At 67.8% G+C, this 25,703-nt stretch carries 17 protein-coding genes and 1 pseudogene; 8 read left to right on the top strand and 10 right to left on the bottom strand.

The window, feature by feature from the left end; genetic code table 11:
- Positions 1-22: 22 nt before the first annotated feature.
- The 7 genes from OG206_RS10000 to OG206_RS09970 all read left to right on the top strand — a co-directional run bounded on the left by OG206_RS10000 (position 23) and on the right by OG206_RS09970 (position 6,990).
- Complete coding sequence (locus OG206_RS10000) at positions 23-1,243, top strand: L,D-transpeptidase (RefSeq protein ID WP_327114443.1); 1,221 nt, start codon at positions 23-25, stop codon at positions 1,241-1,243.
- Positions 1,244-1,447: 204 nt separating this feature from the next.
- Entirely contained in the window at positions 1,448-2,695 is a 1,248-nt protein-coding gene (locus tag OG206_RS09995; protein WP_327114441.1) for a L,D-transpeptidase, read from the top strand.
- Between the two features lie 88 nt (positions 2,696-2,783).
- Positions 2,784-3,551, top strand: coding sequence for an enoyl-CoA hydratase/isomerase family protein (locus OG206_RS09990; RefSeq protein WP_327114439.1), 768 nt, complete (start codon positions 2,784-2,786; stop codon positions 3,549-3,551).
- 251 nt (positions 3,552-3,802) lie between these two features.
- Positions 3,803-4,318 carry an ATP-binding protein gene (locus OG206_RS09985; RefSeq protein ID WP_327114437.1) on the top strand — a complete coding sequence of 172 codons (516 nt, stop codon included), beginning with the start codon at positions 3,803-3,805 and terminating at the stop codon, positions 4,316-4,318.
- Between the two features lie 378 nt (positions 4,319-4,696).
- Positions 4,697-5,500 (top strand): polysaccharide deacetylase family protein, encoded by an 804-nt coding sequence (locus OG206_RS09980; protein ID WP_327114435.1) that lies wholly within the window; start codon positions 4,697-4,699, stop codon positions 5,498-5,500.
- Positions 5,500-6,672, top strand: a complete 1,173-nt coding sequence (locus OG206_RS09975; RefSeq protein ID WP_327114433.1) for a YVTN family beta-propeller repeat protein — start codon at positions 5,500-5,502, stop codon at positions 6,670-6,672. Before OG206_RS09980 ends, OG206_RS09975 begins: the two co-directional genes overlap by 1 nt.
- Before the next feature lie 102 nt (positions 6,673-6,774).
- On the top strand, positions 6,775-6,990 hold the full coding sequence (locus tag OG206_RS09970) for an EF-hand domain-containing protein (protein ID WP_327114431.1): 216 nt from the start codon (positions 6,775-6,777) through the stop codon (positions 6,988-6,990).
- A gap of 198 nt (positions 6,991-7,188) precedes the next feature.
- Here OG206_RS09970 and OG206_RS09965 read toward each other — a convergent pair whose 3' ends face one another.
- The 5 genes and pseudogenes from OG206_RS09965 to OG206_RS09945 form a co-directional block, all read right to left on the bottom strand.
- Positions 7,189-8,196 (bottom strand): terpene synthase family protein, encoded by a 1,008-nt coding sequence (locus tag OG206_RS09965; RefSeq protein WP_327114429.1) that lies wholly within the window; start codon positions 8,194-8,196, stop codon positions 7,189-7,191.
- A gap of 182 nt (positions 8,197-8,378) precedes the next feature.
- On the bottom strand, positions 8,379-8,780 hold the full coding sequence (locus OG206_RS09960; protein ID WP_327114427.1) for a GntR family transcriptional regulator: 402 nt from the start codon (positions 8,778-8,780) through the stop codon (positions 8,379-8,381).
- A gap of 49 nt (positions 8,781-8,829) precedes the next feature.
- Positions 8,830-9,798 (bottom strand): ABC transporter permease, encoded by a 969-nt coding sequence (locus tag OG206_RS09955; RefSeq protein WP_327114426.1) that lies wholly within the window; start codon positions 9,796-9,798, stop codon positions 8,830-8,832.
- Positions 9,795-10,733: an ABC transporter ATP-binding protein gene (locus OG206_RS09950; protein ID WP_327114424.1), complete on the bottom strand. Its 939-nt coding sequence runs from the start codon at positions 10,731-10,733 to the stop codon at positions 9,795-9,797. The genes OG206_RS09955 and OG206_RS09950 overlap by 4 nt, the downstream gene beginning before the upstream one ends.
- A 144-nt stretch (positions 10,734-10,877) precedes the next feature.
- Positions 10,878-11,105 (bottom strand): annotated as a pseudogene (locus OG206_RS09945) (carboxymuconolactone decarboxylase family protein); the annotation flags it as partial.
- A 355-nt stretch (positions 11,106-11,460) separates the two neighbouring features.
- Between OG206_RS09945 and OG206_RS09940 the strand changes: the two are divergent.
- Positions 11,461-18,351: a glycoside hydrolase domain-containing protein gene (locus tag OG206_RS09940; protein WP_327114422.1), complete on the top strand. Its 6,891-nt coding sequence runs from the start codon at positions 11,461-11,463 to the stop codon at positions 18,349-18,351.
- 219 nt (positions 18,352-18,570) lie between these two features.
- Here OG206_RS09940 and OG206_RS09935 read toward each other — a convergent pair whose 3' ends face one another.
- The 5 genes from OG206_RS09935 to OG206_RS09915 all read right to left on the bottom strand — a co-directional run bounded on the left by OG206_RS09935 (position 18,571) and on the right by OG206_RS09915 (position 25,418).
- Positions 18,571-20,010: a tyrosine-type recombinase/integrase gene (locus tag OG206_RS09935; RefSeq protein WP_327114420.1), complete on the bottom strand. Its 1,440-nt coding sequence runs from the start codon at positions 20,008-20,010 to the stop codon at positions 18,571-18,573.
- A 121-nt stretch (positions 20,011-20,131) separates the two neighbouring features.
- On the bottom strand, positions 20,132-20,398 hold the full coding sequence (locus OG206_RS09930) for a helix-turn-helix transcriptional regulator (protein WP_327114418.1): 267 nt from the start codon (positions 20,396-20,398) through the stop codon (positions 20,132-20,134).
- A gap of 10 nt (positions 20,399-20,408) precedes the next feature.
- A complete protein-coding gene (locus OG206_RS09925) occupies positions 20,409-20,717 on the bottom strand; it encodes a hypothetical protein (protein WP_327114416.1) in 309 nt (102 codons plus the stop codon).
- A 703-nt stretch (positions 20,718-21,420) separates the two neighbouring features.
- The gene (locus OG206_RS09920; RefSeq protein ID WP_327114414.1) at positions 21,421-22,200 is read right to left on the bottom strand and encodes a hypothetical protein; all 780 of its coding nucleotides are present in this window, start codon (positions 22,198-22,200) and stop codon (positions 21,421-21,423) included.
- A complete protein-coding gene (locus tag OG206_RS09915; protein WP_327114412.1) occupies positions 22,197-25,418 on the bottom strand; it encodes a P-loop NTPase in 3,222 nt (1,073 codons plus the stop codon). The genes OG206_RS09920 and OG206_RS09915 overlap by 4 nt, the downstream gene beginning before the upstream one ends.
- Positions 25,419-25,703: the final 285 nt, after the last annotated feature.

The following is a 25,703-nucleotide window of genomic DNA, read 5'->3' as shown; positions in this document are numbered from 1 at the left end:
CGACCCCTGTCGTTGGGGGAGCGTGAACCACGTAGCGAAGAGAGCACGGGCGGGTTCGACCGCCGTGCTGACATGGGCAGGACTGTTCACCGTGCTGGCCGTACTGGCCGGCTGCACCGGGACGTCGTCGTTCTTCGGTGACGACCGCTCACCCGGGGACGCCATCCGGATCGTCCCCAAGGACGGCGCCGCGAATGTCGGCGCCGGGAGCCCGTTGGAGGTGACCGTCCCCGAAGGCCGCCTCGAACGGGTCAGGGTCACCCGGATCGAGGACGCGGAACAGCAGGAGGTGCCCGGCCGGATCGCGGGTGACGGCCGCTCCTGGGCTCCCAGGGAGGAGGGCTACCGGCTCGGGCTGGCCGGGAAGTACAGCGTCGAGGCGGTCGCGGTCGACGGGGACGGTCACCGCTCGGCCCGCAGCACCACCTTCACCACCCTGGTCCCCAAGGACCGCTTCATCGGCTACTTCAAGCCGGAGAACCGGTCCACCGTCGGCACCGGGATGATCGTCTCCTTCGACTTCAGCCGGGAGGTCACCGACCGGGCCGCCGTCGAGAGGGCCATCCGGATCACCACGGAGCCCGAGGTCGAGGTGGCCGGCCACTGGTTCGGGAAGAACCGTCTCGATTTCCGCCCGGCCGGTTACTGGGAGCCCGGCACCGAGGTCACCGTCGACGTCGGCCTGCGGGACGTCGAAGGGGCACCCGGTGTGTACGGCAGCCAGCGGAAGAAGGTGACCTTCCGGGTGGGCCGTTCCCAGATGTCCGTGGTGGACGTCAGGGAGCACACGATGGAGGTGCGCCGCGACGGCGAACTCGTCAGCGCCGTACCGATCACGGCGGGTGCCGAGAAGACGACCACCTACAACGGGAAGATGGTCGTCTCCGAACTGCACGACGTGACGCGGATGAACGGCGACACCGTCGGCTTCGGCGGCGAGTACGACATCAAGGACGTGCCCCATGCCATCCGGCTGACGAAGTCGGGCACCTTCCTGCACGGCAACTACTGGGAGTCGCCGGACGTCTTCGGTTCGGAGAACACCAGTCACGGCTGTATCGGGCTGCGCGACGTGAAGGGCGGCGGCTCGGACACCCCTGCCGGATGGTTCTTCGAGCGGACGCTCGTGGGCGACGTGGTCGAGGTCGTCAACTCCGCCGACCGGACCGTCGCACCGGACAACGGCCTCGGCGGATGGAACCTCGACTGGCCCCGGTGGAAGGCGGGTTCCGCGCTGCGCTGACCCCGGTCCCGACCTGCGAAGGTCCCGGGGAAAGGCTCTCCGGGACCACCGGGCACCGCCGCAGGCCGACTTGGGACTGAACGGTGACGTTCCAGGGAACTTCTCCCGACGCGCGGTGTGATTATCTAGCGCTGGCGCGCATGTACAGCGCGCGGGGGTGCGGGCCATGGCGGGGCCAGGGCCGTGCGAGGGGAGACGACCACAATGAACGGGCAGCCGATATCGGGGGCGGGATCCGGCGCGGGCGGGGAACGGCGTGGGCGCAGGGCCTCCGGACTCCTCCCGCTGGTACTGGGCGCGCTGCTGCTGGTGACCGCGTGCGGTGGGAACGGGAGCACCGGCGCGACCGACGGCAAGGGAGCGGGCGCCGCGGTGGACGACACCAGCGCCTCGCAGGCGGTGGTGACCATCGCACCCAAGGACGGCGCCGACGACGTCGCGACCAGCGGGGTGCTGAAGGTCTCGGCCGCACAGGGCAAGCTGAGCACGGTGAAGGTGGCCGACCCCAAGGGCAAGGAGGTCGCGGGCAGGATCGCGGCGGACGGCCTGAGCTGGGCCCCCGACCGCCATCTGGCCGCCGCCACCAAGTACACGGTGCACGCGGTCGCCAAGGACGCCAAGGGCCGCCAGTCGGCGAAGGACACCACCTTCACGACGCTGGTCCCGCAGAACACCTTCATCGGGCAGTACACCCCCGAGGACGGCTCGACCGTCGGGGTCGGGATGCCGGTGTCGATCCACTTCACCCGGGGCATCACCGCCCCCGAGGCCGTCGAGAAGGCCGTCACCGTGACGGCGGAGCCGGCCGTGGCGGTCGAACCGCACTGGTTCGGCAACGACCGTCTCGACTTCCGCCCCGAGAAGTACTGGGCGGCGGGCACGAAGGTGACCGTGCGCCTCGACCTCGACGGTGTCGAGGGCCGGCCCGGGGTCTACGGCAAGCAGGCCAAGACCGTGAAGTTCACCATCGGCCGCAGTCAGGTCTCCACGGTCGACGCGCGCTCGCACCGGATGAAGGTGGTCCGGGACGGCAAGCAGATCAAGGACATCCCGATCTCCGCGGGGGCCCCGGCGACGACCACGTACAACGGCCAGATGGTCATCAGCGAGAAGCTCAAGGTGACCCGGATGAACGGCGACACCGTCGGCTTCGGCGGTGAGTACGACATCAAGGACGTCCCGCACGCGATGCGTCTGTCGACCTCGGGCACCTTCATCCACGGCAACTACTGGGGTGCGTCGGGCATCTTCGGCTCGACCAACACCAGTCACGGCTGCGTCGGGCTCCGGGACGTGCGCGGCGCGTGGGACAGCAAGACCCCCGCCGCGTGGCTCTTCGACCACTCGCTGATCGGCGACGTCGTGATCGTGAAGAACTCCAAGGACAAGGTGATCCAGCCGGACAACGGCCTCAACGGCTGGAACATGGACTGGGCGGAGTGGACCGAGTAGGTCCCCGCGCCACGGATGCGGAGCGGGCCCGGTGCTGTGACCAACAGCACCGGGCCCGCGCGCGTTAGCGGCGGTTAACCTGCTTCCCATGACCGTAACCCTTGAAGTGAGCGACAACGTCGGCACGATCCGGCTGGACCGCCCGCCGATGAACGCCCTGGACGTCGCCGTCCAGGACCGGCTCCGCGAGCTCGCGGAGGAGGCGACCCGACGCGACGACGTGCGGGCCGTCATCCTCTACGGCGGCGAGAAGGTGTTCGCGGCCGGAGCGGACATCAAGGAGATGCAGGCGATGGACCACACGGCCATGGTCGTGCGGTCCAGGGCACTCCAGGAGTCCTTCACCGCCGTGGCGCGCATCCCCAAGCCCGTCGTCGCGGCGGTCACCGGCTACGCCCTGGGCGGCGGCTGCGAGCTGGCGCTCTGCGCCGACTTCAGGATCGCCGCGGACAACGCCAAGCTCGGCCAGCCGGAGATCCTGCTCGGGCTGATCCCCGGCGCCGGCGGCACCCAGCGCCTGGCCCGGCTGGTGGGGCCCTCGCGGGCCAAGGACCTGATCTTCACGGGCCGTCAGGTCAAGGCCGAGGAGGCCCTGGCGATCGGCCTGGTGGACCGGGTGGTGCCCGCTGCCGAGGTCTACGAGCAGGCCAGGGCCTGGGCCTCCAGGCTCGCCCAGGGGCCCGCGCTGGCGCTTCGGGCCGCGAAGGAGTCCGTGGACGCGGGGCTGGAGACGGACATCGACACCGGCCTCACGATCGAGCGGAACTGGTTCGCCGGTCTGTTCGCCACGGAGGACCGGGAGCGTGGCATGCGCAGCTTCGTGGAGGAAGGTCCGGGCAAGGCCAAATTCCTCTGACCGAACGCCAGTTGCGTACAGAGTGGCGTGCGTTCATCCGTGTGGGCGGATTAGCTGGACCTTAAGAGAGCCTTAAGGTCCAGCGCTCCGACCGCCCGTGCAATTACCTCGCTCTCCGGTGTCCGCGCAGGTGGAAGTGGCTGCAGAGGTGCCCGTAGTGCCTCTGGCATATGCCGGAGAACCAACCCGGAATGACTGGTTCCGGGAAGGGGATTCCGTCGGAACGGTCACGGAGAGCGTTCCGTGAGGCCATGATGGGGGGCATGGCGGGCCTGGAGGGTGTGGAACAGCCGCGACCGCGCAGCAGTGCGACCGCGGCGCGCTGGACGTCTGCCGTCGATGACGAACAGGCGTTCAAGGCGCTGGAGTTGTTCGGTAATCCGACGGACGGCGAGGTGGCGCTGCCCTCCCGCCCGGAGTCCGCCGCGACCGCCCGGCGCATCACGTCGTGCGTGATGCAGCGCCAGTGGCAGCTTCCGCCGCAGGCCGTCGAACACGGTGTGCTACTGGTCTCCGAGCTCGTGGGCAACGCGGTACGGCATACCGGTGCGCGGGTTTTCGGGTTGCGCATGCTCCGCCGGCGCGGCTGGGTCCGGATCGAGGTGCGTGACCCGTCGCGCGGCCTCCCGTGTCTGATGCCCGTCCGGGAGATGGATGTGAGTGGCCGGGGGCTCTTCCTCGTGGACAAGCTCTCGGACCGCTGGGGCGTGGACCTCCTGCCGCGCGGGAAGACCACCTGGTTCGAGATGCGCACCGTCGACCGCTGACACACAGAAACCCCCGGGGCGGCCGGGGTGCGGCACGTCGGGGGCTTCTGAGGGGGCCGTGGAATGGGGGGTGTGTCCACGGCCGCTCGCGGGACCTGGCTCGGGTCGGAGGAGGTCGTGCCACCGACTATGGCAGACGGGCGACCCGGGAGCCAAAGCGGCAAAACGGTCATTGTGCATTAAAATCGCATGTTTCGTTTCTGAATCACAGGTGTGTTGGGTCACTCGCCTGGCTTTCTTTACACTTTCATCGCCTCCGCTGGGTGATTCATCGATGACCTCCTGAAAGCGTCCAGCCGAACAATCCGCTGGTTCCGTCTTAACGTGTGGGTGTCTCGGGAAGATCAGCACCCGAACCGACCCGCGAGGTGGACGGCCATGGACGGTCGCAGGACACCGGTGCCCCGCCGTGACGCGCTGCGCGCCGCAGCCGGGACACTCCTGACGGGTACCGCCGCCGCGGGCTGTGCGCGGGACACCCCCGCACGGCCGGCCGCCACCGCCGACGAGCACCGCGCCCGCCCCGCCCGCAAGGCCCACGGCGCCGCGCGCCCTGCCGCCGCCCCGCGCCGGTTCCCCGCGCAGCCGGTCCAGATCGCCCACGGTCCCCGCAGCCGCCCCCGCGTCGCCCTGACCTTCCACGGCCAGGGCGACCCCGTCCTCGCCCGCGCCGTCCTCGCCGAGGCCGAGCGGGCCGGGGCCCGGGTCACCGTCCTGGCCGTCGGCAGCTGGCTCGACGAGCACCCCGGCATGGCGCGGCGGATCCTCGACGGCGGCCACGACCTCGGCAACCACACCCAGGGCCACCTCGACATCAACGCGATGGACGAGACCAGGGCCTTCGCCGAGATCACCGGCTGCGCGCAGCGTCTGCGCAGGCTCACCGGTTCCATCGGCACCTGGTTCAGGCCCTCGCGCGCCCGGTTCGCGACCCCCCTGGTCCAGGACCTCGCCCGCCGGGCCGGATACCCGCACGTCCTGTCCTACGACGTGGACTCCCTCGACTTCACCTCGCCCGGAGTCCCGGCGGTCACCCGCAAGGTCGCCGGCGAACTCCGCAACGGTTCCGTGGTGAGCCTGCACTTCGGCTATCGCGACACCATCGCCGCCCTGCCCCTCCTCCTCACCGAAATCGACCGGCGCCAACTGCGCGCGGTGACCACCACGGAGCTGTTGACCTGATGCCTCCCTCCCCGCGCACCACCGCCGCCGCGACCCTGCTGGTCGCCGCTCTCGCCGCCTGCGCCGCCCCCTCCGACCACGCCCGGTCCGCCGCCCCGCGCACCGAGGCCGCCGCGCCGCCCGACAGGGCCGCGGCACCTCCGGGGTTGCCCGGGATGCCGCCGGTACTCGACCCCGCGGACATCTACGCGGCGGACCGGCCCGGGAAGCTGGCCGCGGCCGTCAAGGACTTCCCGTCCCGGGTGTACGTGCCCAACACCAACTCCAACACGGTCTCGGTGATCGACCCGGCGACGTACAAGGTGATCGAGACGATCCCCGTCGGCAACCAGCCCCAGCACGTCGTGCCCTCCTGGGACCTGAAGACGCTCTGGGTGAACAACGACCTGGGCGACAGCCTCACCGCCATCGACCCCGCGACCGGGAGGACCGGCCGGACGCTCGACGTATCGGACCCGTACAACCTCTACTTCACGCCCAACGGCAAGTACGCCGTGGTCATGGCGTCCATGGACCGCGAACTGGTCTTCCGCGACCCGCACACGATGAAGACCGCCAAGACGCTGCCGGTCGACTGCGCGGGCGTCAACCACGCGGACTTCTCGGCGGACGGGCGGTACTTCATCGTCTCCTGCGAGTTCTCCGGCGACCTCCTCAAGGTCGACACGGAGAAGATGAAGGTCGTCGGCCAGCAGAAGCTGCCCCAGCAGGGTGCGATGCCGCAGGACGTGAAGCTCTCCCCGGACGGCAGCACCTTCTACATCGCCGACATGATGTCGCACGGCGTGTGGGTCCTCGACGGCAAGGCCTTCACCGCGCCGAAGCTGCTGCCGACGGGCAAGGGGGCCCACGGGCTCTACGTCAGCCGGGACTCCCGGGAGATGTACATCACCAACCGGGGCGAGGGCTCCGTGTCGGTCTTCGACTTCGCGGCGGACCGGCTCACGAAGAAGTGGCACCTGCCCGGTGGCGGAAGCCCCGACATGGGCGGCGTCTCGGCCGACGGCAAGGTGCTCTGGCTCTCCGGCCGCTACAACGCCGAGGTGTACGCCATCGACACCCGGAACGGGAAGGAGCTGGCCAGGATCCCGGTCGGCAGCGGGCCGCACGGCCTGGCCGTCTATCCCCAGCCCGGCCGCTACTCGCTCGGCCACACCGGGGTCTTCCGCTGACAGCCGCCGCGGGGCCCGCCCGTCGGTCGCCCCCCGGATCGCCCGCCCGTGCCGCCGGATAATCTGACCTCCGTCAGCAACGCTTAACGAAGGGGCGGAACAGTGGCGGACATCGAGTCGGCACGCAAGGCATTCGAGCGCTTCGACCAGAACAGCGACGGCAGCATCACGGCCGCCGAGTACAAGAGCGCGATGGCGCAGCTCGGCGACCCCTACGTCACCGAGACCGTGGCCCAGGCCGTCATAAACGCGCACGACACCAACGGTGACGGCGAGCTCACGTTCGACGAGTTCTGGGCCTCGCAGAACAAGGCCTGACCGCACGGGACCGGCGGTGGCCGGTCCGGCGCGGCGGCGGCGGGGCCGCTCTCGATGCGGACCAGGCCGTCGGTGGTGAGGGTGGGCCGGCCCTTCGTGCCCACCACCACGATCTTGACACTGTGCGCGGCGGAGCCCGACCAGGACCTCGTCCGCGTCGGCCGCCGGTACGCGGCGGCCCGTCGCCCGGTCCGCCGGTCAGGCCGTGAAGTGAGGGGACAGGGCGTCCTGCCACCCGGCCCGGACGAGATCGGGGCGGGTGTAGCGCTCGGCCCGCGCGTGGTGGTCGAAGGTGCCGCGCGCCAGGCCGCGATGGCTCCGCGCACAGTCCAGCAGTGCCGCACGCACAGGGCCCGCGAGGCCTGCGGCGCCGGTCTCCCGGGCGAGGTCCTTCTCCGCGCGCTGTATCCGCTCGGCCGTGCGGGACAACTGGATGCCCGCCTCGTTCACCGCTTCCTGGAGCGTGTAGCCGCGGTCCCGCTGAAGGAGGAGGACCCCGTTGTGCCCGTATCCGAGGACGGACTCCTTCTCCAGCGAGCAGATGTCGTTGCACAGTCCGGCGTGGTCGGTCACCGCGTTGCGCAGGGCGATGTACGAGGGCAGGCCGCGGGCGGACTCCGGGAGGTCCGTCCCTTCGGCGATCTCCTGGAGGTCCAGGAAGGGCCGCACGGCCACGGAGTCGCGGCGGTGGTCCGTGAAATCGGCCCTGGCCGGCTTTCTTCCGGCGGCCCGCTCGACGGCCTCCGCGTAGTACGTCCACAGCCAGGAGGCGGTGTCGCGCCGGAACTGCCGGATCCAGCCCGCCGACCGGCCCCGGCAGGCTCGTTCCCGCAGGTCCCCGAGGGCGTACTCCATGGGGCTGCCCGGTCCGGAGCCGTCGAGGACGTGCACCAGCCGGGCGACCACCTCCTCGCACAGACGCGGGTCGCGGCCCGCCGCCCCGTCGTCGAACTCGTCGTCGACCAGGAGCACCCAGAAGAGCCACTGGGAGAAGAGGTCGAGGTGGTTCTGCGAGGCCTGGGGGAAGACGAGCGAGGTCCAGAGCTCCGGCCGGGCCCGGAGCATCCTGCTCCGGGCGGCGGGGGAGAGCGAAAGGCCGTTCTCCCCCGCCCAGTCCCAGGCGGCCTTCCCGGCGATCTCCATGCGAGGGTTGCAGCCCGCGCTCCTGAAGGGCATGTGCAGCGCGGGCAGGACGATCTTGCTCATTGCGGCCCCTCGTCGGAGAAGGGTCGGCGGGCCGGACGGGCGGCCGCGTCACCTCGAGTCACCGACAGTGAACCCTTTGGGGGTGCCTGGGGGAAGGCGTAGGCCGCCGGGGCCGCATGATTATGGCGGAAAGCTGTCCATATCTGCCTACTTGGCGACGCGCGCGCTCGCGGGAGTGCGGTTCAGTTCTCCGGTCCGGAGGGGTAGACGGTTTCGAAGGACGACTGGAACAGCGCCCGGACCTCCTCGTCGCCGAGCCCCTCCTCGCGCGCCAGGTGCAGCCACTCGTCCAGCTTGGTCCGCAGGGGCCACTCCGGTCCGGAATCCGGCCCGCTGAGGCTGCGCGTGATGAAGGTGCCCGCCCCCTGGCGTACCTCCGCCAGCCCGGCACGCTCCAGTTCCCGGTAGGCCTTGAGCGTGGTGTTCGGGTTGACCTTGGTGGTGGCAGCGACCTGTGCGGCCGTGGGCAGCCGGTCGCCCTCCTCCAACGCGCCCATACGAAGGGCCTGTTCGACCTGACGGACTATCTGGAGATATGTCGCCACACCGCTGCGCCGGTCGACGCGGAACACGACCACGGGCATCACCTTCCGCTCTGATAGCGATACTTTACGTAGAGGATGAATCGGCGGCCTAGAAGGGCCGCCTGGAACCGCGCCACAGGACGAACGCCACCAGGGCGGCTGTCGCGGCGAGCAGGATGCCCGCGCCGGTCCACTGCATGGCGGACATCTGGTCGTATCCGAGGTACTGGACGACGTTGTTGACGATGCCCTTCTCGGAGATGCATGCGTCCGCGGCCTTCTCGGTCGCCTTCGCGCACGAGCCCCATCCGTACAGATGGCCGTCGGCGCTGCCGATCCAGCTGTCCAGTTCGTACGCGCCGTCGAGACGCGCGGGGGGTGCGCCGTTCAGCGGGTACGTGAGGGTGCGCGAGGCGGCCAGGTGGTCACGCAGCACGCTCCACGCCACCTTCGCGGCGACGCAGAAGACGAAGGTCGCGACCATGGAGGCGAGGACCCGGCGCAGCAGGACGCCGATGGTGACACCCGCCGCGGTGAGGAACAGGGCGAGTGCCGGGAGGACCGGGCCCGTGGTGTCGAAGACCGAGGCGTCGTACCAGCTGTCGCCGAGGACCGAGCGGTGGGGCCGCCACCACCAGGTGAAGATCGCGGAAAGGGTCACGGAGGCCACCAGGACGGCCAGGAAGCACCAGCCGAGCTTCGCGACGAGCCAGCGGCGGCGCGTCACGGACTGGGTGGTGACGAGCTGGGCGGTGCCCTGTTCCTGGTCGGCCGCGATCAGCGGGGCGCCGAAGAAGACGGCGAGGATGCCCGGCAGCAGTCCGAGGAGCGTGGTGAGTCTGCTGTAGCCCTGGCCCACGACCGGCTGTTGTGGGGTCTTTCCGGGCCATCCGGCCGCGTCGAGCAGGTCGGTCAGCTGGGCGCGCTGATACAGGATCCAGAGTGATCCGAGCACCGTCAGCGCGAGGAGGCAGAGCAGTGTGACGCGGTGCTGGCGCAGCACGAGCCAGGTGAGCCCGCGCGTCATCCGGCGGGGCGCGGTCCGGGCGGTGGGTGCGCCGGTCAGGGTGGTGCTCATGCGGTCCTGGCCTCCTCGGGATCGACGTGGGCACCGGGTGTGTAGAGCGCGGGCGCGTCCGGCGACCTCAGATGGGCGAGCAGCACTTCCTCCAGGCTGGGCTCGGCTACCTGCCAGTCCCCCTGCAGCGGGCCGTTCGGCCGGACCAGGGCCTGGAACTGCCGCCCCTGCACCCGGTTCTCGATGACCGTGTGGGCGGCGAGCGTGCCGGGGAGTGCGCCGTCGCGGGTCACTCCGGTCACCAGCGCGTGGGCCGGGACCAGGGCGTCGACGTCACCGGCCATCCGGATCCTGCCTCCCGCGACGACCAGCAGGTAGTCGCACATGTCCTCCAGCTCGGCGAGCATGTGGGAGGACATGACCACGGTGGTGCCGCGTTCGACGGCCTCCGCCATGAGGAGGGTGCTCATCTCGTGCCGGGCGAGCGGGTCGAGGTCCGACATCGGCTCGTCGAGCAGCAGTACGTCGGGCCGTTTGCCGAAGGCCAGCGCGAACGCGACCCGGGTGCGCTGACCGCCCGAGAGCGTCCCGACCGCCGCATCCATCGGCACGTTCCCCGAGCGCACGATCCGCTCGGCCGCGGCCGCGTCCCAGCCGGGGTTGAGCTCATCGCCCATCCGCAGTGTGTCCGCCACGGTGAACCGCTTGAACAGCGGCTTGTCCTGCCCGAGGAAGGCGAACCTCGGCATCACTCCGGGGTCGCCCACCGGCACACCGAAGACACGCAGTTCGCCCTCGGTCGGCTCCACCTGCCGGGAGGCGATGCCCAGCAGGGTGCTCTTCCCGGCGCCGTTGGGCCCGACGAGGCCGCAGATCCGTCCGGCGGGCAGCCGGAAGGAACAGTCGCGCAGAGCCCAGCCGCGCCGGTAGCGCTTGCCCAGGCCGCGGGCCTCCAGCGCCCAGGCGCTCGTGCCCGGGGTACTCGTTTCCACCATGCGCCTCACTTCAATTCCATGAGTCAATTAATGGAATCATGGTCATGAGAAGGTGCAGCTGTCAACAAAGAGGCTCCCGGGGTCCGCCGGCCGGTGACCGCGGACCCCGGGAGCCGGGGTGCTGTGCCGGTGTTGCGTGACGCGTCAGCCGAACATGCCGGGCCGGTAGTCGCCCGCGGGCTGCTGGACGATGACGTTCAGCCGGTTGTAGGCGTTGATGACCGCGATGAGACCCACCAGGGCGATGAGCTGGTCCGTGCCGAAGTGCTCGGCGGCGGCGGACCACGCCTCGTCCGTGACCCCGCCGGCCTCGTCCGCTCTCCGCGGTGCCGTCGTCGCGCGGTACGTGAGGGCTCGCCCGGCGACGCGGAAACCGGCCGGCTTCTTACGGGCGCCGGCCCGCGACGCGTGCGCGTGCCCGCTCCGGCGGCCGCTGGTCCCGTCGTTCATGAGCGGCCGACGGACGTGATGAGGGCTCGAAGGTGCGGGAGAGTCCAATGGTCCCAACCGACGTGCGGGACAAGGGTGTTCACGGTATGAGTGAGGTCCGTGAGTCGGCCGGCGTCCGGTCGTGGCGCACACTGTATGAATTCAGTTTGCCCACTGTCCGCTTTCTCCGTGTCTAATGACGGGTGGTCGTGAACGCGGTGGCCGTGACCCCGTGCGTCCACCACCATGTATCCCCGGTGCACACCGGCCGGAGTTGGACAACGTTGTCATGCCCTGGATGTCGTCCACCGGACCGTGCGTGCGTATCGCGACCTGGAGAGGTTACGTGTCCATCAGATCCCATCCCCCCTTGCCTGGCTCGGCGGTTCCGAGACCCGCCGCCCGGCACCGCCGCCGACTGCGCGCGACGGTCGCCACCCTGCTGTCCGGGGCGCTCGGCCTCGCCGCACTGGCCGGTGGCGGCGCGGCCGCGGCCGCGCCCCACCCGACGGCGTCCGCAGGGACGTCCGGCGGCACGGACTACACGGCACTCGTCGATCCGTTCGTGTCGACCGCCGGTGACGACGGCAACGATCTCCCGGGCGCCCAGGCACCCCACGGCCTGGCCAAGGTCAACCCGATGACCACGCCCGGGCGCAACCACTCCGGGTACGACTACAACGAGAAGCAGATAGCCGGGTTCACCGCGACGAACCTCGACGGCGTCGGCGGCTCGGGAGGCGGTGGCGACCTGCTGGTCGTCCCGACCTCCGTGCAGTACGACAAGCGGCCCGTCCCCAGCACGTACGCGCACACCTACAGCCACACGGACGAGAGCGCGACGCCCGGCTCCTACAAGGTGGGCCTCGGGGCCGTTTCCGGGACCGGTTCCTCGGTCGAGCGGGACTCCGGCACCATCAAGGCCGAGATGACCGCGACGACGCGCACGGCGCTCGAGCGCTACAGCTTCCCCGCCGGGTCGAAGCCCCAGCTCGTCCTCGACCTCGCCAACAACTACACCAGCCGCACCCGCTCGACGCTGAAGGCGACGACGCTCCCCGACGGGACCGGCTCGATCTCCGGACTCATCGCGGGATCGTTCAACGGCGCCGCGTACCAGCTGTATTACCACGCCACCACGAACGTCCCGGTGACCTCCCTGAAGAGCTGGGGCAGCGACGGCAAACTGAGTGACGCGACCACGCAGAACGGCTCCGACACCGGCGCCGTCCTCGGGTTCGACACGTCCGACGCGAACGACGTCGAACTGCGCATCACCCTGTCGCCGATCAGCGCGGAACAGGCCGCGACCGACCAGGCCAACGAGGTGGGCCACCTCACCTTCGACCAGGCGCGCGCCGGTACGAAGGCGGACTGGAACCGTACGCTCGGCGCCGTGGCGGTGCGCTCCTCGGCGGTGTCCGACCCCGGGTCGACGCTCACCAAGGAGTTCTACACACACCTGTACCGCATGTACGCGCTGCCGGTGAACGCCACCAGCACGACCGGTACGTACCGCGGCGCCGACGGCGCGGTGCACAAGGCGAACGGCTTCACGTACTACGACGGCTGGTCGACCTGGGACGACTTCCGCAAGTACTCCGTCGAGGCGTACATCGACCCGGCCACCTACCGGGACATGATCCAGTCGCTCATCGAGCTCTTCGCCGACACCCGCACCTCGGGCAAGAGCCTCGGCAGCCTCACGCACTCGGTCCCGACCGTGCGCTGGGAGCGTTCGGCCGTGCTCGTCGCCGACGCGCTGTCGAAGGGCTTCAAGAACTTCGACCGGCTCGACGAGGCCTACCCCGCGCTGCTGTCGTACTCCGGTTACTACACCGGGGCGCAGCTGCGCCAGGGATACGTGACCGGTGACCCCGGCACGACCGTGCAGCGCGGCTACGACCAGTGGGCGCTCGCCGTCATCGCCGACGCGCTCGGCAAGAAGGACGACGCGAAGAAGCTGCGCACCCAGTCCACGATGGCGATCGACAACCTCGTGAAGTCCGGCGCCTGGACCGCGCCCGACGGCACGAAGGTCGGTCTGCTCACCCCGCGCGCGGCGGGCGGCGACTGGCAGAACGCCGACTACGAGAAGTTCGAGGCGGCCGGCCTCTACCAGGGCACGCTCTGGCAGTACCACTGGTACGACGCGTACGACATGGACCGCCTCATCAAGGCCATGGGCGGCGCCAAGGCCGGCAAGGCCGCGGTCAAGCACATGTTCGGCGAGGACTCCGCCGTCGACGACGGCTCGACCATGCTGCACTCCAACGCGAACGAGATCGACCTCCAGGCCCCGTACCTCTTCAACTACGTCGGCGAGCCCAGCCTGACGCAGAAGTGGGTGCGCTCCATCTACACCGGCACGACCTGGAACCGCTACATCGCGACGGGCTCCTCGAACGAAGCCCCCAGCTCGGGCGGCCAGTTCACCCCGCCGGTCAAGACACAGGTCTACAAGCTCTCCCCGAACGGCTTCCTGCCGACCATGGACAACGACGCCGGCACCATGTCGACCATGTTCGTCGGCGCCGCCCTGGGCCTGTTCCCGGTGACCGCCGGCTCCAGCCAGTTCCAGATCGGCAGCCCGTTCTTCGACTCCACGACGATCACCTACGCCAACGGCACCCGGTTCACCGTGAAGGCCGACGGCGTCTCGCCGGACAACTACTACGTGCAGAGCGCGAAGCTCAACGGCTCGCGGTTCGACAACACCTGGCTCGACTACTCCCAGATCATCTCCGGCGGAACGCTGGACTTCACCATGGGATCCAAGCCCTCCCAGTGGGGCGCGCACACGAAGCCCGCGTACTCCCTGAGCACCAGCACGGGTGACGGCGGAACGGGCACCGGCAAGGGCGATGCCGTCGTCTCCGCCAAGCCGGGGACCGTCTCCACCGCCGCGGACGGCAGGCTGGGCGGCAGCGTGCAGCTCACGCTGTCCGGACCGGCGTCCTTCGCCGCCCGCACGGGAACGAGCCTCACCAAGACCGGTGCGGCGACCGTGACCGGCCTGCCGGCCGGTGTCACGGCGGACCTCCGCGTCAGTGGACCGCGCACGGCGACGCTGTCGCTGAGCGGCACCACGACGGCCGACGCCCGACTCGGCATCACCTTCCAGGACGCGGCCTTCGCCCACGGCGTGCAGGCCTCCACGGTGCGCGGCACCGGGATCTCCCCGACCGACCCGCTCCTCGTCTCCGCCGCCGCGGTGCACCGCAAGGCCCTCGGCACACTCGTCACCGAGGCGTCCCTGGTGCGCAGCGGCAACTACTCCGACGGTTCCTGGGCCCTGTTCCGGTCGGCGCTCGAACGCGCACGGACCGTCGTCGCGGACACCACCACCGCGACGGGCACGATCATGGCCGCGGACGACGCGCTGCGGTCCGCCGTCGACGCGCTCACCATCGACGAGGGCGGCTACGCCGTCCTGCAGGCCGAGTCCCCCGATCAGAAGGAGGGCCCCAGCCTCGTCAGTGAGCGGAACAACTCGGACGGCAACCTCGGCGGCGTCACCGAGGGATCGTGGGAACGGTTCGACAAGCTGGACTTCGGCGGGGTCGCCCCGCGGAGCATCTCGGTCCGCTACGCGAACTCGCAGGCGACGAACGCGAAGGCGAGCAGCGTCGACATCCACGCCGGCGGCGCCGACGGCCCCGTCGTCGCCACCGTCCAGCTCCCCGGAACCGCCGCCTGGCAGAACTACAGCACGGTGCAGGCGGCCGTCACCGACGCGGACGCACTGCTGGACGCCTCCCGTGCGACGTTCGTGTTCCACGCCCCGTCCGGCCAGCAGTGGGTGTCGAACTTCGACTGGTACCAGTTCTCGCCGTACGACGTCTCCTCGTCCCCGGCGACCACGCTCGCCACGCTGACCGCGGTGAACAGCACCACGACCGGCGGAGGATCGCTCCCGCTCAAGCTCTCCAACGGCATCTTCGAGAACGTGACGAACGGCGCGTGGGCCGAGTGGAAGGACACCGACCTCCGCGACGGCGCCGACACCGTCACCGTCCGCTACGACAAGCCCCAGTCGCGCGCGGCGTCGGACTCGCACATCGAGCTGCACCTCGGCTCGAAGGACGGCCCGAAGACCGTCACCATCCCGCTCGAGTACAGCGGACCGGGCTGGGGAACCACCGCCACCACGAGCGTGCACCTCGACCCGGCCGTCTTCACCGGCGTCCAGGACGTGTACGCCGCCTTCGTCTCCAGCACGCAGTCGGACGCCCAGCCCTACGTGGGCAACGTCCACTCGCTGACCCTGACACAGGAGGCCGACGCCCCGGTGGCGTTCGACGCCACCGCGTTCCGTTCGCACAGCGGCGGCGGGCTCAAGAGCGAGCCGGCCGGCTGGAGCGGCGCGGGTTCCACCACCAGCCTCGGCGGCACCTACGACGGAGCCTGGCTCGACTACGGGGACATCGACTTCGGCGCCTCCGCGAAGAGCACCGTCACGCTCACCTACGTCAACAACTCCGCCCGCTGCGGCACCGGCTCCGCCGTCCAGGTCTACCTGGACTCGTTCGACGCGGCCACCCCCGGTGCTCCGTACGCCACGGTGCCGCTTCCGGTCACGGGAGCCGCATGGTCCTCGGGCGGGACGACGAGCCTGACCCTGCCCACGGCGATCACCGGTAAGCACTCCGTCCACCTGCGGCTGACGACGAACGCGGACGCGTCGCACCCCTACGTCGCCAACCTCGGCCGGGTCACGTTCAACCACGTCGACACGCCCGCGGTCACCGACAAGTCCGCCCTGCGCAAGGCGATCGCCCAGTACGAGGCACTGTCCGGCGACGCCGGACGCTACGACGCGATCGACTTCGGTGTGTACCGGCGCGAACTCGCCGCCGCGCGCACCGCGGCCGACGCCGACGGCATCACCCAGCTGGAGGCCGACACCCGGACCCGCAGCCTCACCCTCGCCGCCAAGCAGCTGATCCCACTCCCGAGGCTGAAGCTGGAGGACCTCGTCACGACGGCATCGGCCCTCGACAACGCGCGCTACACGGACGCGTCGTGGAAGGCGTTCACCAAGGCACTTGCCGAGGCGAAGACCGCACTCGCCGACGCCACGACGACGGACGCCGCCCTCACCGCACGCCACGACGCACTCGCCCACGCCGAGTCCGCTCTCGTCACGAAGCCCAGGACGGTGCCGGCCACACCCGGCGCGGTGTCGGCGGCGGCGTCGGGCACGAGCGTGACCGTCGCCTGGTCCGCCCCCGCGGACACCGGTGGCTCCCCGGTCACCGGCTACAGGATCACCCTCAGCGACGGCCACGAGATCAAGATCTCCGACCCGGGCAGCCGGAAGGTGACGTTCACCTGGCTGCGGGCCGGCTCCTCGTACACCGCGCGCGTCCGCGCGGTGAACACCGTCGGCAGCTCCGCGCAGAGCGCCGCCACCGCACCTGTGGTCATCGGCGGCGTCAAGCCGCACAAGCCGGCCGTGACGAGTGTGATCACGGACGGCAAGCAGGTCCGCGTGACCTGGCGGACGGCCGACATGGGCGGCTTCCCCGTCATCGGCTACACCGTGACCCTCGGCGACGGCACCACCGTGCACGTACCCGCCACGATGAACACGGCACTGCTGACGGCCTCGGACAAGGCGAAGGCGCACACGGCCACCGTCACCGCGGTCACCCTGGCCGGAACCTCGGCCGACTCCACCACGAAGGCCCCGGCACGGGCCGCCGACCCGGCGTACGAGCCGTCGCCCTTCCCGGACGACACACTGAACGCGGACTACGCGTCGGACAAGTGGCCGGGCGACGGCGACGGGACGGACTACTTCTTCGGCCTGCTCAACGGTTTCGACGACCTGGGCTCCGGCATCCTCGGCGCCAACACCAAGGTGCCGCACGGCGCCGCGATCACCGCCGAGAACGACCGCATCGCCACGGGCATCAACAACGCGGCGACGCAGAAGGAGGTGGACCGGGCCGAGATCGACGCGACGAACAGTTCCACCGTCACGATGGCCGACGGCCTGGGCTCCCGGCTCGGCCGGATCTACAGCGACGCCCTCGGAGGCGGCCGGCTGCCGAAGACCAGCGCTCTCTTCTCCCGCGTCACGAAGGGCCTCGACAAGGGCGGAGCGGCGAAGGACCACTTCGGATACATGCGCCCGTACGTGCGGCTCGGATTCGTCGGCGACGGCGGCAGCGTCTACGAGTCGCAGGACGGCTCCTACGGCAGCCTCACCACCAGCGGTTCCTACCCCAGCGGACACAGCTACGGCGGCTACGAGGCCGGCACCGTCCTCGCCACGCTCCTGCCGGAGCTCGCACCGTCGATCCTCGCCCGCACCTCGGAGTACGGGAACAACCGCATCGTTCTCGGGTTCCACTACCCGCTCGACGTCATGGGCGGCCGCATCGGCGCACAGGCCACCGTCGCGCACCGCTGGGCCGACCCCGGCTTCGAGAAGCTGCTGACCCAGGCCCACACCGAGATGGAGAACGTGCTGCTCGCTCAGTGCGAGAAGGAGGGATACGGCGACACGCTCGCAGCCTGCCAGGGTGACTCCTACGCGGGCCTGAGCACGGACCAGCACGTCGGTCTGTACACGCGCCGCCTGACCTACGGGTTCTCCCAGGTCGGCAAGTCCGGGCAGGCGCTCAAGGCGCCGTCCGACGCGGCGGCCCTGCTGATCACGGCCTTCCCGAACCTCACCACCGCGCAGCGCACCCAGGTCCTCGAGCAGACCGCGACGGACTCCGGGTATCCGCTCGACCTCACCGCGAAGGGCGGAGCGAGCTGGGAGCGCATCAACCTGGCGGCCGCGATGGCGGCGAAGGTGGTGGTCAACGCCGACGGCTCGGTCACGGTGAAGAACTTCTCGGACGCCACCAAGGGAAGTGTCGCCGACGCGAAGTCCATCAAGGTCGGCGGAGTCACGATCGACGGGTTCGACCCGGCCGTGTCCACCTACGTCGTGGACTGGCCGAAGAACAAGAGGATCCCGGCCGTGTTCGCCGTACCGGCCCAGCACGGCGCGCGGCTGAAGATCACTGACGGCAGCCCGGTCCTCTCGTCGCCGGTGCGTCAGTTCACCACCCGCACCATCAAGGTGACGTCGGCCAACGGTTCGGTCACCCGGACCTACACGGTCGGGTTCCAGCCCACGTCCCAGGATCACCGGCCGGGCCCGGCCGGTGGTCACCCCAAGGGGTAGTGCGACGACCACGTGACAGCCGGACCTGCCACGCCCCGTGAGGGTGCGGCAGGCTCCACCGAAGCCCGGAAGGCACACCGCCACGCGAACGGCCCCTCCGGAAGAACCACATGGTTCTTCCGGAGGGGCCGTCGGTCTGTCGCACCGTCCCTGCCGCGTAAACAGGGAAGGCCCTGACAGCGCTGAAAGAAGCGAACGCGCTGGTCAGGGCCTGAAAGCTCAGCACTCGATGATGTTCACCGCGAGCCCGCCCCGGGCCGTCTCCTTGTACTTCACAGACATGTCCGCACCCTGTCGCACTATGCCTTTGACCTGCATGTTCAGGGGTAGATGAGCTGCCCTGCATGCCATCAGGGACTTCTCAGGGACTTTCGGACGGGAGGGGTCCCGCAGCCAGGCGTCCATCGCGGCGATCCCTCGCTGCCCCGAACCGGGCATGAAGTGAGCGTAGTGGTCGAGGGTGACCTTCGGTGTCGAGTGCCCGAGCCACTTGGACAGGCTGACGACCGACTCGCCGGCCTCCAGCTGCACGCTCGCGTAGGTGTGGCGGAGGACGTGGAACATGTCCTCGCGTGGGGCGGCGTAGAGCAGGACCCGGCGAACCCGGTTGCCGTCGTGCCGTACCTTCTCGCCCACGGGCTTGATCAGCCCGGCGGCGGCGGCGAGCGCACGCTTCCAGCTGCGGTCGTTCCAGGTGCGGTAGTAGATGCGATTGCCGTGCGACGAGGTGAGGATCAGTTCGACCGTGACCGGCTTCCGCTGGCGCTCCTCGAGCGCGGTGGTCGGGGCCTCCGGGTTCCGCCAGGGCAACGTGCAGGAAGTCGACGGGAACCGGCGGAAGTGAGCTCGGGCCCGGAGGGCGAGGTTGGCCGGCAGGGGGACCTCGCGGGTCTTGCGCCCCTTGGGGAGCGAGAAGTAGGGGCGGCCTTTGATGTCCCACCTGAGCTGGCGGCGGATGTGGACGACTCCAGCCGCGAAGTCGAAGTCCTCTTCGGCGAGACCGAACGCTTCGCCTTGGCGCAGCCCGAGGCCGATGCCGAGATCGACCGCGATCTGGTAGCGGTCCTGCAACTCCGCGCGGACGGCGTCGACGACCTCACGTGACCACGCCTTGGCCTTGCTGTCGATTGCTCGTGGGGGCTTGACGCTGTTCTTCGCCTTCATCGGGTTGCGCAGCAGACGCTGGTCGTCGACGGCGCTGCCGAGGATCGAGGACAGGTGTCCCCAGATCACCTCTGCCGTCGACTCTTCGACCCTCGTGAGTAGTGCTGCCTTGAAGGTCCGTAGAGCGGACGCGTCGATCTCACGCAGGGCGTAGTCGCCCACCAACGGGATGATGTGGTTCCAGATGCGGCTGCGCATCGGGTCCGCCGTCGAGGGTTCGTCGGAGCGGCCCGCCCACCAGTACTCGGCAATGTAGTCGGCGACAAGTATCTCGCCCTTGCGGGGATCGACGAACTCACCACGGCTGGAGTCCGTCTTGGCGCTGGCGAGCCACTGCTTCGCGTCCTCGCTGGTGTGGAACGACCGGTCCTGGATGCCGGGAATCCCCTTCACTCGGTAGCGCTTCCCGGTGCCGTAGATCGCGGTCCGCTCCCGCTTCCCGGTCAGCTTGTCGGGGCGCTTCTTCAGCCATCGGTCTTCTATGTAACCCGCCATGACGGGGCCCTCCAGTGGTGCGTGATCATGAGCTGGTCGGTGCTAACGCGATCTGCGGCACGATCCAATCCCCGTGTGGAGAACTTCTTCTCGGGGGAGGGCGAACGCGTTAGCCACCGCGCTACTTCACGGCCTTCGAGCGCCGTTGCGGCTTCCGGTTCAGTGGGTCAAGGGCGCGGTTGGAGTGGGAGTCCGCTCGCTCCTGATCGCAGACCCACTCGTCGAGCACCGTGATCCGGTACATCACGCGCCGTCCCATGCGGAAGCTGGGAGGCCCCTGTCGGCGGTGTCGCCAGACGTACAACGTGTTGGGTGAGATGCCGAGGTATTCGGCAGCCCCGGGGAGGGTCAAGAAGGCGGTCTGGGATGTTGCGCGCGGCTCCGGCATGCGTCGACTCCTATCGTGTGGCGATGACAGGACGAGATTCCGGAGAAAGGGCGAGTTGGACGAACTGGATTCTTGGGATAGAGGGGATCAGCCGACGTCTGCAGCGCCGTCGATCGATCTGATACGCATCGCTGGTGACTACGACGCCGGCCAGCCCGGCCCCGGTGTTCAGCAGTGGCTGGAAGCAAGTGATCTCGTTCGCCATCTCACCGACCTCCATCTGGGCCAGGATCAGGTCGGTGGTGTGCTCCAGCGTGGCGAGCAAGCGGATTTTTCGGCCCCCCGCCTTCGCCGCGCCGCGCAGGCTCTTGCTGTCCACGGCCAGACCATGCAGCCTAGCGGCCCCGGTCGCCTTCGGTCTGCGGTCCGCGAGCCAGCGTCCGGCCGCTCGGTCCAGCGCGTCGCCGTCGAGGCGGGACAGTAGTCGGCGGACCGTTGTCCCGGCGGGCACGAGCCGCTTGGGCGGCAGAGGATCGGGGCGCGCGCCGACCTGTCCCAGCACCTGCGCCGGAGCGTCGACGCTCCACTCGCCGACCGCCAGCAGCGAGGTCGCTCCGACCTAGACCGCACATGCAGTGAGCGCGAGGACGTCGGCCGGACGGTGGCGCACCCCACGCGGATCCGGTACCTCGGCCAGCCGCTCCAGCAGGCCCCCGTTCCAGCAGGCCCGGGACCTCCTCGGATATGAGCTCTCCGTCAGGTCGGCTGCGGAGGCCGGAACGTGACAGGCACGGCTTCCAATGTCAAGGAGTTCCTGACGCCCCGTGGTCCGAGTGGAAGACCGTGCCTGCCGACGCATCATGGCTGATCCCGCTTGCCCTTGATCAGCTCCGCAACTTTCCGGACCACCACGAACCAGGCACCAAACGACTACGCCAAAGCTCTGCTCACGACCCTCCAAGACCGGGTCAACGCCCTGAACAGCGACCTCAGCAGCAAGATCAGGACGACGTGTTAATAATCTGCAAGTCCTTAGCGCACGGAATGTGATCCAGCTCCACCTGAGGAGCGACATGAGGTCTTCATGAGGTCCCAAGCCGCCACATCTCCTCAATACGTTCGAGGAAATCTACACCTCTTAATTTCGTGGTAGCACTGAGGGAATGTGCCACAAGCAGCGCAGCGCATGCATCACGGTGCCCCAAGAGGCCCAACCTGTCAAGAATTTGGTCATGTGGAACAGGCAGTGCGGGACTCTGGGCCGCAACAATTTCCTGGACGCAGAATTGCACCACCTCTGCACGCACATCGGCTTCCGGCCCCAGGCGCTGCCGCTTGAGGTTGATGTTGTGTAGCAACTTCTTTCTGAAGCCGCCACGGAAACTGACACAGAGGTCTTGCGAGACTGCCTCGAAGATGGATTCCGTGTCCGTCGCAACGCTGTCCTGCCAGGCCCTTTTCAGCTTTGGATCTCTCCGTACCCGTGAACTGACGCGTACCAGTTCGGATAAGGCCGATACCAAGGCATCCCAGAGGGATTTGGCTGCCACCTCCCAAGGTCTGGCCGCGGTCCATGATATGTAAAACTTTTTGGCCGCCTCATCATTATGTTGTTTCGCGTGTCGGAGTTTGCTGATCATTCCATCAAAGACCACGACAGCCTTCGGCGACTCCACCGAACGAAGAAAGGCCACGTCGCTGCGCAAGGTTTCGCGGAATAGTTTGTAGTATTCCGTGACTAGCACATCGAAGGCTGCTTCCGTAGCAGGGCCCGGCACGGGGGCGTCAGGCGTTTCACAGTCAAGTGTCACGCCGGTACACACGAGCTTGTTCCTGGCAAGGGCGGCAAGGGGATCAGTCATCGCGACCGCGTCTCGTGGTACAGGCTCCGGGGTTCAGCCACTGGTCCACGCGTAAGTTTGAACCCGATGAAGAATGCGGGGAGTGGTTGATTTTTGGCGAACTGTTGCGAAGCCGAAAAATGACGTGGCTCGAAGTAGACTTTTGCACTGAGCTCGTTCACCCAGGCTTCCCCGCCGGACTCATCAGCCCACAGCACCCTTCCAGTAAACACCCTCGGGCGACCAGACTCACCGCCCAGTAGCATTAGTGTGTGTAGGCGTCGAGTCAGCTGTTGTGTCATCTGGTTGACATCGCGGAAAAGTTGCTTAGCTTGGCTGAAGTCTCCCAGTGTGAAGAGCCCCAATGCCTTGACGAAGACGAGTTTGTGGCGATCGGGAAGCTCAGCGTCGTCAAGATCGGCAGCGAGACGGAGCAGCACCTCCGAGTCCTTCTGCGACAAGTAGACTGGCGCACGGTCACCGCGCAAGAGCTGCCGGCCAGTGATTTTTTTCCAAGTCAGATCAAGTAGCAGCTGAGCGCAGCGCCAATCTCTCCTCGCCTCCAATGGTGCGGACTGCAGTCGGCTGAGCGCCTTCGCCTCACCTTCGGCACCTTCCTCGGCTTCAAATTTGGCCAGAAAGTAGACCGCGGCCGGATCTGCGTTGGCTTCTAGACTTCGAAGATTTGCCCACAGAGCCTCATCATCAGCCAGCAGCTTATGGAGTTCAGCTTCACGCTTATCGAGGTCTGCCTGTTGCTTCCCCGAAAGCGGTGCTCTGTCCACCGCAGCCAACGTGGCAACAGCGTTGGTGAGCCGGTCCAGTCGCTCCTCAGGCGCGAGCATATTGGTCCTGATTGCATCGCGGGTCGACCATGCCAGTACATCGACTGGGTATAGGTTCCCCGGATCTATGGTCCTTGCCTCGAGAACCGCCCGAAGGATGTCATCAAGCCCGCTATTTACTCCCGACTTCTGAGCAAGCTCGGGCTTGGAGGAGATCTCATGAATGATCGATCCCAGGGTCGAAGCCAGCTCAACGCAGAGAGACAGGCGCATCGGCCCCTTGACCCGCCTATCGGAAAGAATCTCTTCCAGCAGGTCGCGATTGTGCTCAAGATCCGCGATTCGCTCCTCTGCAATCCCGTCACGCTTTTCCTGGAGCCAATGCACGAAGGCGCGTGTGAAGTTCGATTCCTGCAGCACAAGCCGAGGGTGATAGCGCCCAGTCTCGTTCCTCCGATCAGCAAGCGCGTCAGAAATATCTTTGTAGTAGGGCCGATATTTGCCTTCCTTGGACTTCGGACCGATTCGTTCGAGAAGTGAGACTACAAAGCCAACCTCGTCCGTTGCCCCGGTGTAACCTTCACTGACCCGAGCTGTCCGGATCACTTCGCCAATTACCTCAACCTCGACCTCGAGTGAAACCTCCTGCCGAGCCAGGAGCTCCGCCTCAAGGTGAGTGCGAATCGCCAGGAAGATCTCTCCGTTATCATCCTCGATATCCCGGATGATGTCGAAGGAGTTCAGTACTTCCTGGATCGTTTGCGCCCCTTCACGACCGAGGATGCGTAGGGCTAGATCGATTGGGACAGGGAGACCATGTCGGGACGCCGTCAATACGAGGGTCGTCACCCTTTGCATCGGACGACGTTCATCAAAAGTTTGATCGAGCAGTGGTTTCTCGTCCGATTCCAGGCTGGGAAGCAGGTCGCCGAGGTCGAAGCCGGCCGCCCGGAGTGCGGCGGCCATCGCGGTGATGCGTTCACCCTGGCTGACCTGTGTGCCTTGTTGTCGGACGAGCTTCTCCATCCCCCGCTCCGCTGCCCGCATCTCCCTTGCTAGGCCGCTGGTAAGGGTGAAGTGAGAGTCGGGTAGCGCGTGGTAGAGGAATGCAAGAAAACTGGTATCCAGTGCAGCGGACTTTGGAGCTCGAAACTCCATGTCGAAAGACCTCAACAGGGAAATCAGTTGCGTGAGCTCATTTTCGGAGAGTTCCGCTGGCGCATCGACGGACGGAAATATTCCATCTCGTCCGGCGTACCCGGTTCCGACAACGAGAACTTTGCGTCCCCTCCTACGCAACTGCCGCAGCAAGGTTGCGTATTCGTCAGGATCTGCCATGCCATCCCAAATCAGGACGGTAGCTTTGGCTCCATGACGCTCGGCCCATGCAGCGTACGTGTCAATGTCATCAAACGACGGCCGAACGGTACGCCGCGGTTGGTGCAACACCGCCCAGTCGCCGCTTCGGGCTAGTTCCATGGCGAGTGCAGCTAGGGCCACACTCTTACCAGTCGCTGTCTGGCCACGCAGAATGACCGGCTGAATAACGTCGGGATCTGTCAGAATGTCCGCGACACGGGCTGCAAGGACGTCTTCGAAGTCCCGGCGGATTTGCACACCCGCAGCAATCCCCCGCCATTGAGGTGATCCCTCAGTAGCACCCATGAAGTTGCGGAACTCTTGGTATCGTGCAGCCTCCGAACTCAGGACCGGTGGCGTTAGTAGGTCCAGGTCGACGGGGCGAGCGGAACGTCGAATTTGATTCCACGTATGAATATCAATCTCGACGAAGCCATCACCGATTGCGATAACGTGCTGCGAAGCGTGGCTACGAGTCGAGGTGGTGCCGACCGCCAAAGCACCCATCTCGGCGAGCCTGATCATGGCTTCGTCGAGTGTTTCGAGATGCAGGGTCAGTTGGCCAGTGCTGACCAAGCTCTCGACGAAGACGTCACCAACCCATGGACCGCCCGAAAACAGGTGCACCTGCCCCGCGCCGAGCAGCTTCAACGCGGGCACCAGGTCGGTTGCTGGCAAGTCGTCGGTAGGCGTCCACCCTTCGATGACGACGGCGCCTCGCGGAGTGACGGTTTCCGTCATAAGGCGCGTGAGCTCCTGAAGACACCTCATCCGAATATCGGCAGCCTGCAGCGGGCTGGTCGACGGCTGCTGGCCCTCGGGTAGGTCTTCGCCCCCGAGTAAGTAGCAGACTTCGAGCTCGGTCTGACTACGCGATGGAGTGGACGACATTGCACCAACGGGCATGACCGTCCGCCAGTCAGCGCGGAAACGCGCCGCAACGTCGGCCGCGGTACGCGTCGTGTAGACACCGCTCCAGCGGTACTGCGCGGCGGAGTTTTCCTCGCACGTACCTGATTGGCCGAAAATTAAGAACGCCGGACCGGCTGCGAGTCGGGCCGCCAACTCCCGCAGATGAGATACCTGCTCTGGCATTGGTCTCCTCGCGCGCATCGCTCAAAGGCAAGCCTGACCGAGCCCAGGCTCCTCCGGGCGAGTGAGTATATGTGAAGCGACCACTGTCGTGTTGGGGCTGCTCTGAGATGGCAACTGCCGTTCCGCTCAGTGCTTCGGCGTAGTCGGGTGACGGCCGGTTCGTGGTGGCCCGTCAGGTGAGTGGCTGGGCCTGGAACGTGACAGGCACGGCTTTTAAGATCATGGAGTTCTCTACGCCCGTGATCCGAGCGGAAGGCCATGCCTGTTGGCGCGTCATCGTTGATC

The sequence above is a fragment of the Streptomyces sp. NBC_01341 genome (assembly GCF_035946055.1).
Classification (GTDB): Bacteria; Actinomycetota; Actinomycetes; order Streptomycetales; family Streptomycetaceae; genus Streptomyces.
This window is presented reverse-complemented; position numbering and strand designations above follow the sequence as displayed.

Excerpts from the sequence above, each read along its gene's own strand:
- OG206_RS09995 (WP_327114441.1), top strand. The coding sequence starts at position 1,448 with ATGAACGGGCAGCCGATATCGGGGGCGGGATCCGGCGCGGGCGGGGAA.
- OG206_RS09990 (WP_327114439.1), top strand. The coding sequence starts at position 2,784 with ATGACCGTAACCCTTGAAGTGAGCGACAACGTCGGCACGATCCGGCTG.
- OG206_RS09985 (WP_327114437.1), top strand. The coding sequence starts at position 3,803 with ATGATGGGGGGCATGGCGGGCCTGGAGGGTGTGGAACAGCCGCGACCG.
- OG206_RS09980 (WP_327114435.1), top strand. The coding sequence starts at position 4,697 with ATGGACGGTCGCAGGACACCGGTGCCCCGCCGTGACGCGCTGCGCGCC.
- OG206_RS09975 (WP_327114433.1), top strand. The coding sequence starts at position 5,500 with ATGCCTCCCTCCCCGCGCACCACCGCCGCCGCGACCCTGCTGGTCGCC.
- OG206_RS09965 (WP_327114429.1), bottom strand. The coding sequence starts at position 8,196 with ATGAGCAAGATCGTCCTGCCCGCGCTGCACATGCCCTTCAGGAGCGCG.
- OG206_RS09960 (WP_327114427.1), bottom strand. The coding sequence starts at position 8,780 with ATGCCCGTGGTCGTGTTCCGCGTCGACCGGCGCAGCGGTGTGGCGACA.
- OG206_RS09955 (WP_327114426.1), bottom strand. The coding sequence starts at position 9,798 with ATGAGCACCACCCTGACCGGCGCACCCACCGCCCGGACCGCGCCCCGC.
- OG206_RS09950 (WP_327114424.1), bottom strand. The coding sequence starts at position 10,733 with ATGGTGGAAACGAGTACCCCGGGCACGAGCGCCTGGGCGCTGGAGGCC.
- OG206_RS09940 (WP_327114422.1), top strand. The coding sequence starts at position 11,461 with ATGTCGTCCACCGGACCGTGCGTGCGTATCGCGACCTGGAGAGGTTAC.
- OG206_RS09935 (WP_327114420.1), bottom strand. The coding sequence starts at position 20,010 with ATGGCGGGTTACATAGAAGACCGATGGCTGAAGAAGCGCCCCGACAAG.
- OG206_RS09930 (WP_327114418.1), bottom strand. The coding sequence starts at position 20,398 with ATGCCGGAGCCGCGCGCAACATCCCAGACCGCCTTCTTGACCCTCCCC.
- OG206_RS09920 (WP_327114414.1), bottom strand. The coding sequence starts at position 22,200 with ATGACTGATCCCCTTGCCGCCCTTGCCAGGAACAAGCTCGTGTGTACC.
- OG206_RS09915 (WP_327114412.1), bottom strand. The coding sequence starts at position 25,418 with ATGCCAGAGCAGGTATCTCATCTGCGGGAGTTGGCGGCCCGACTCGCA.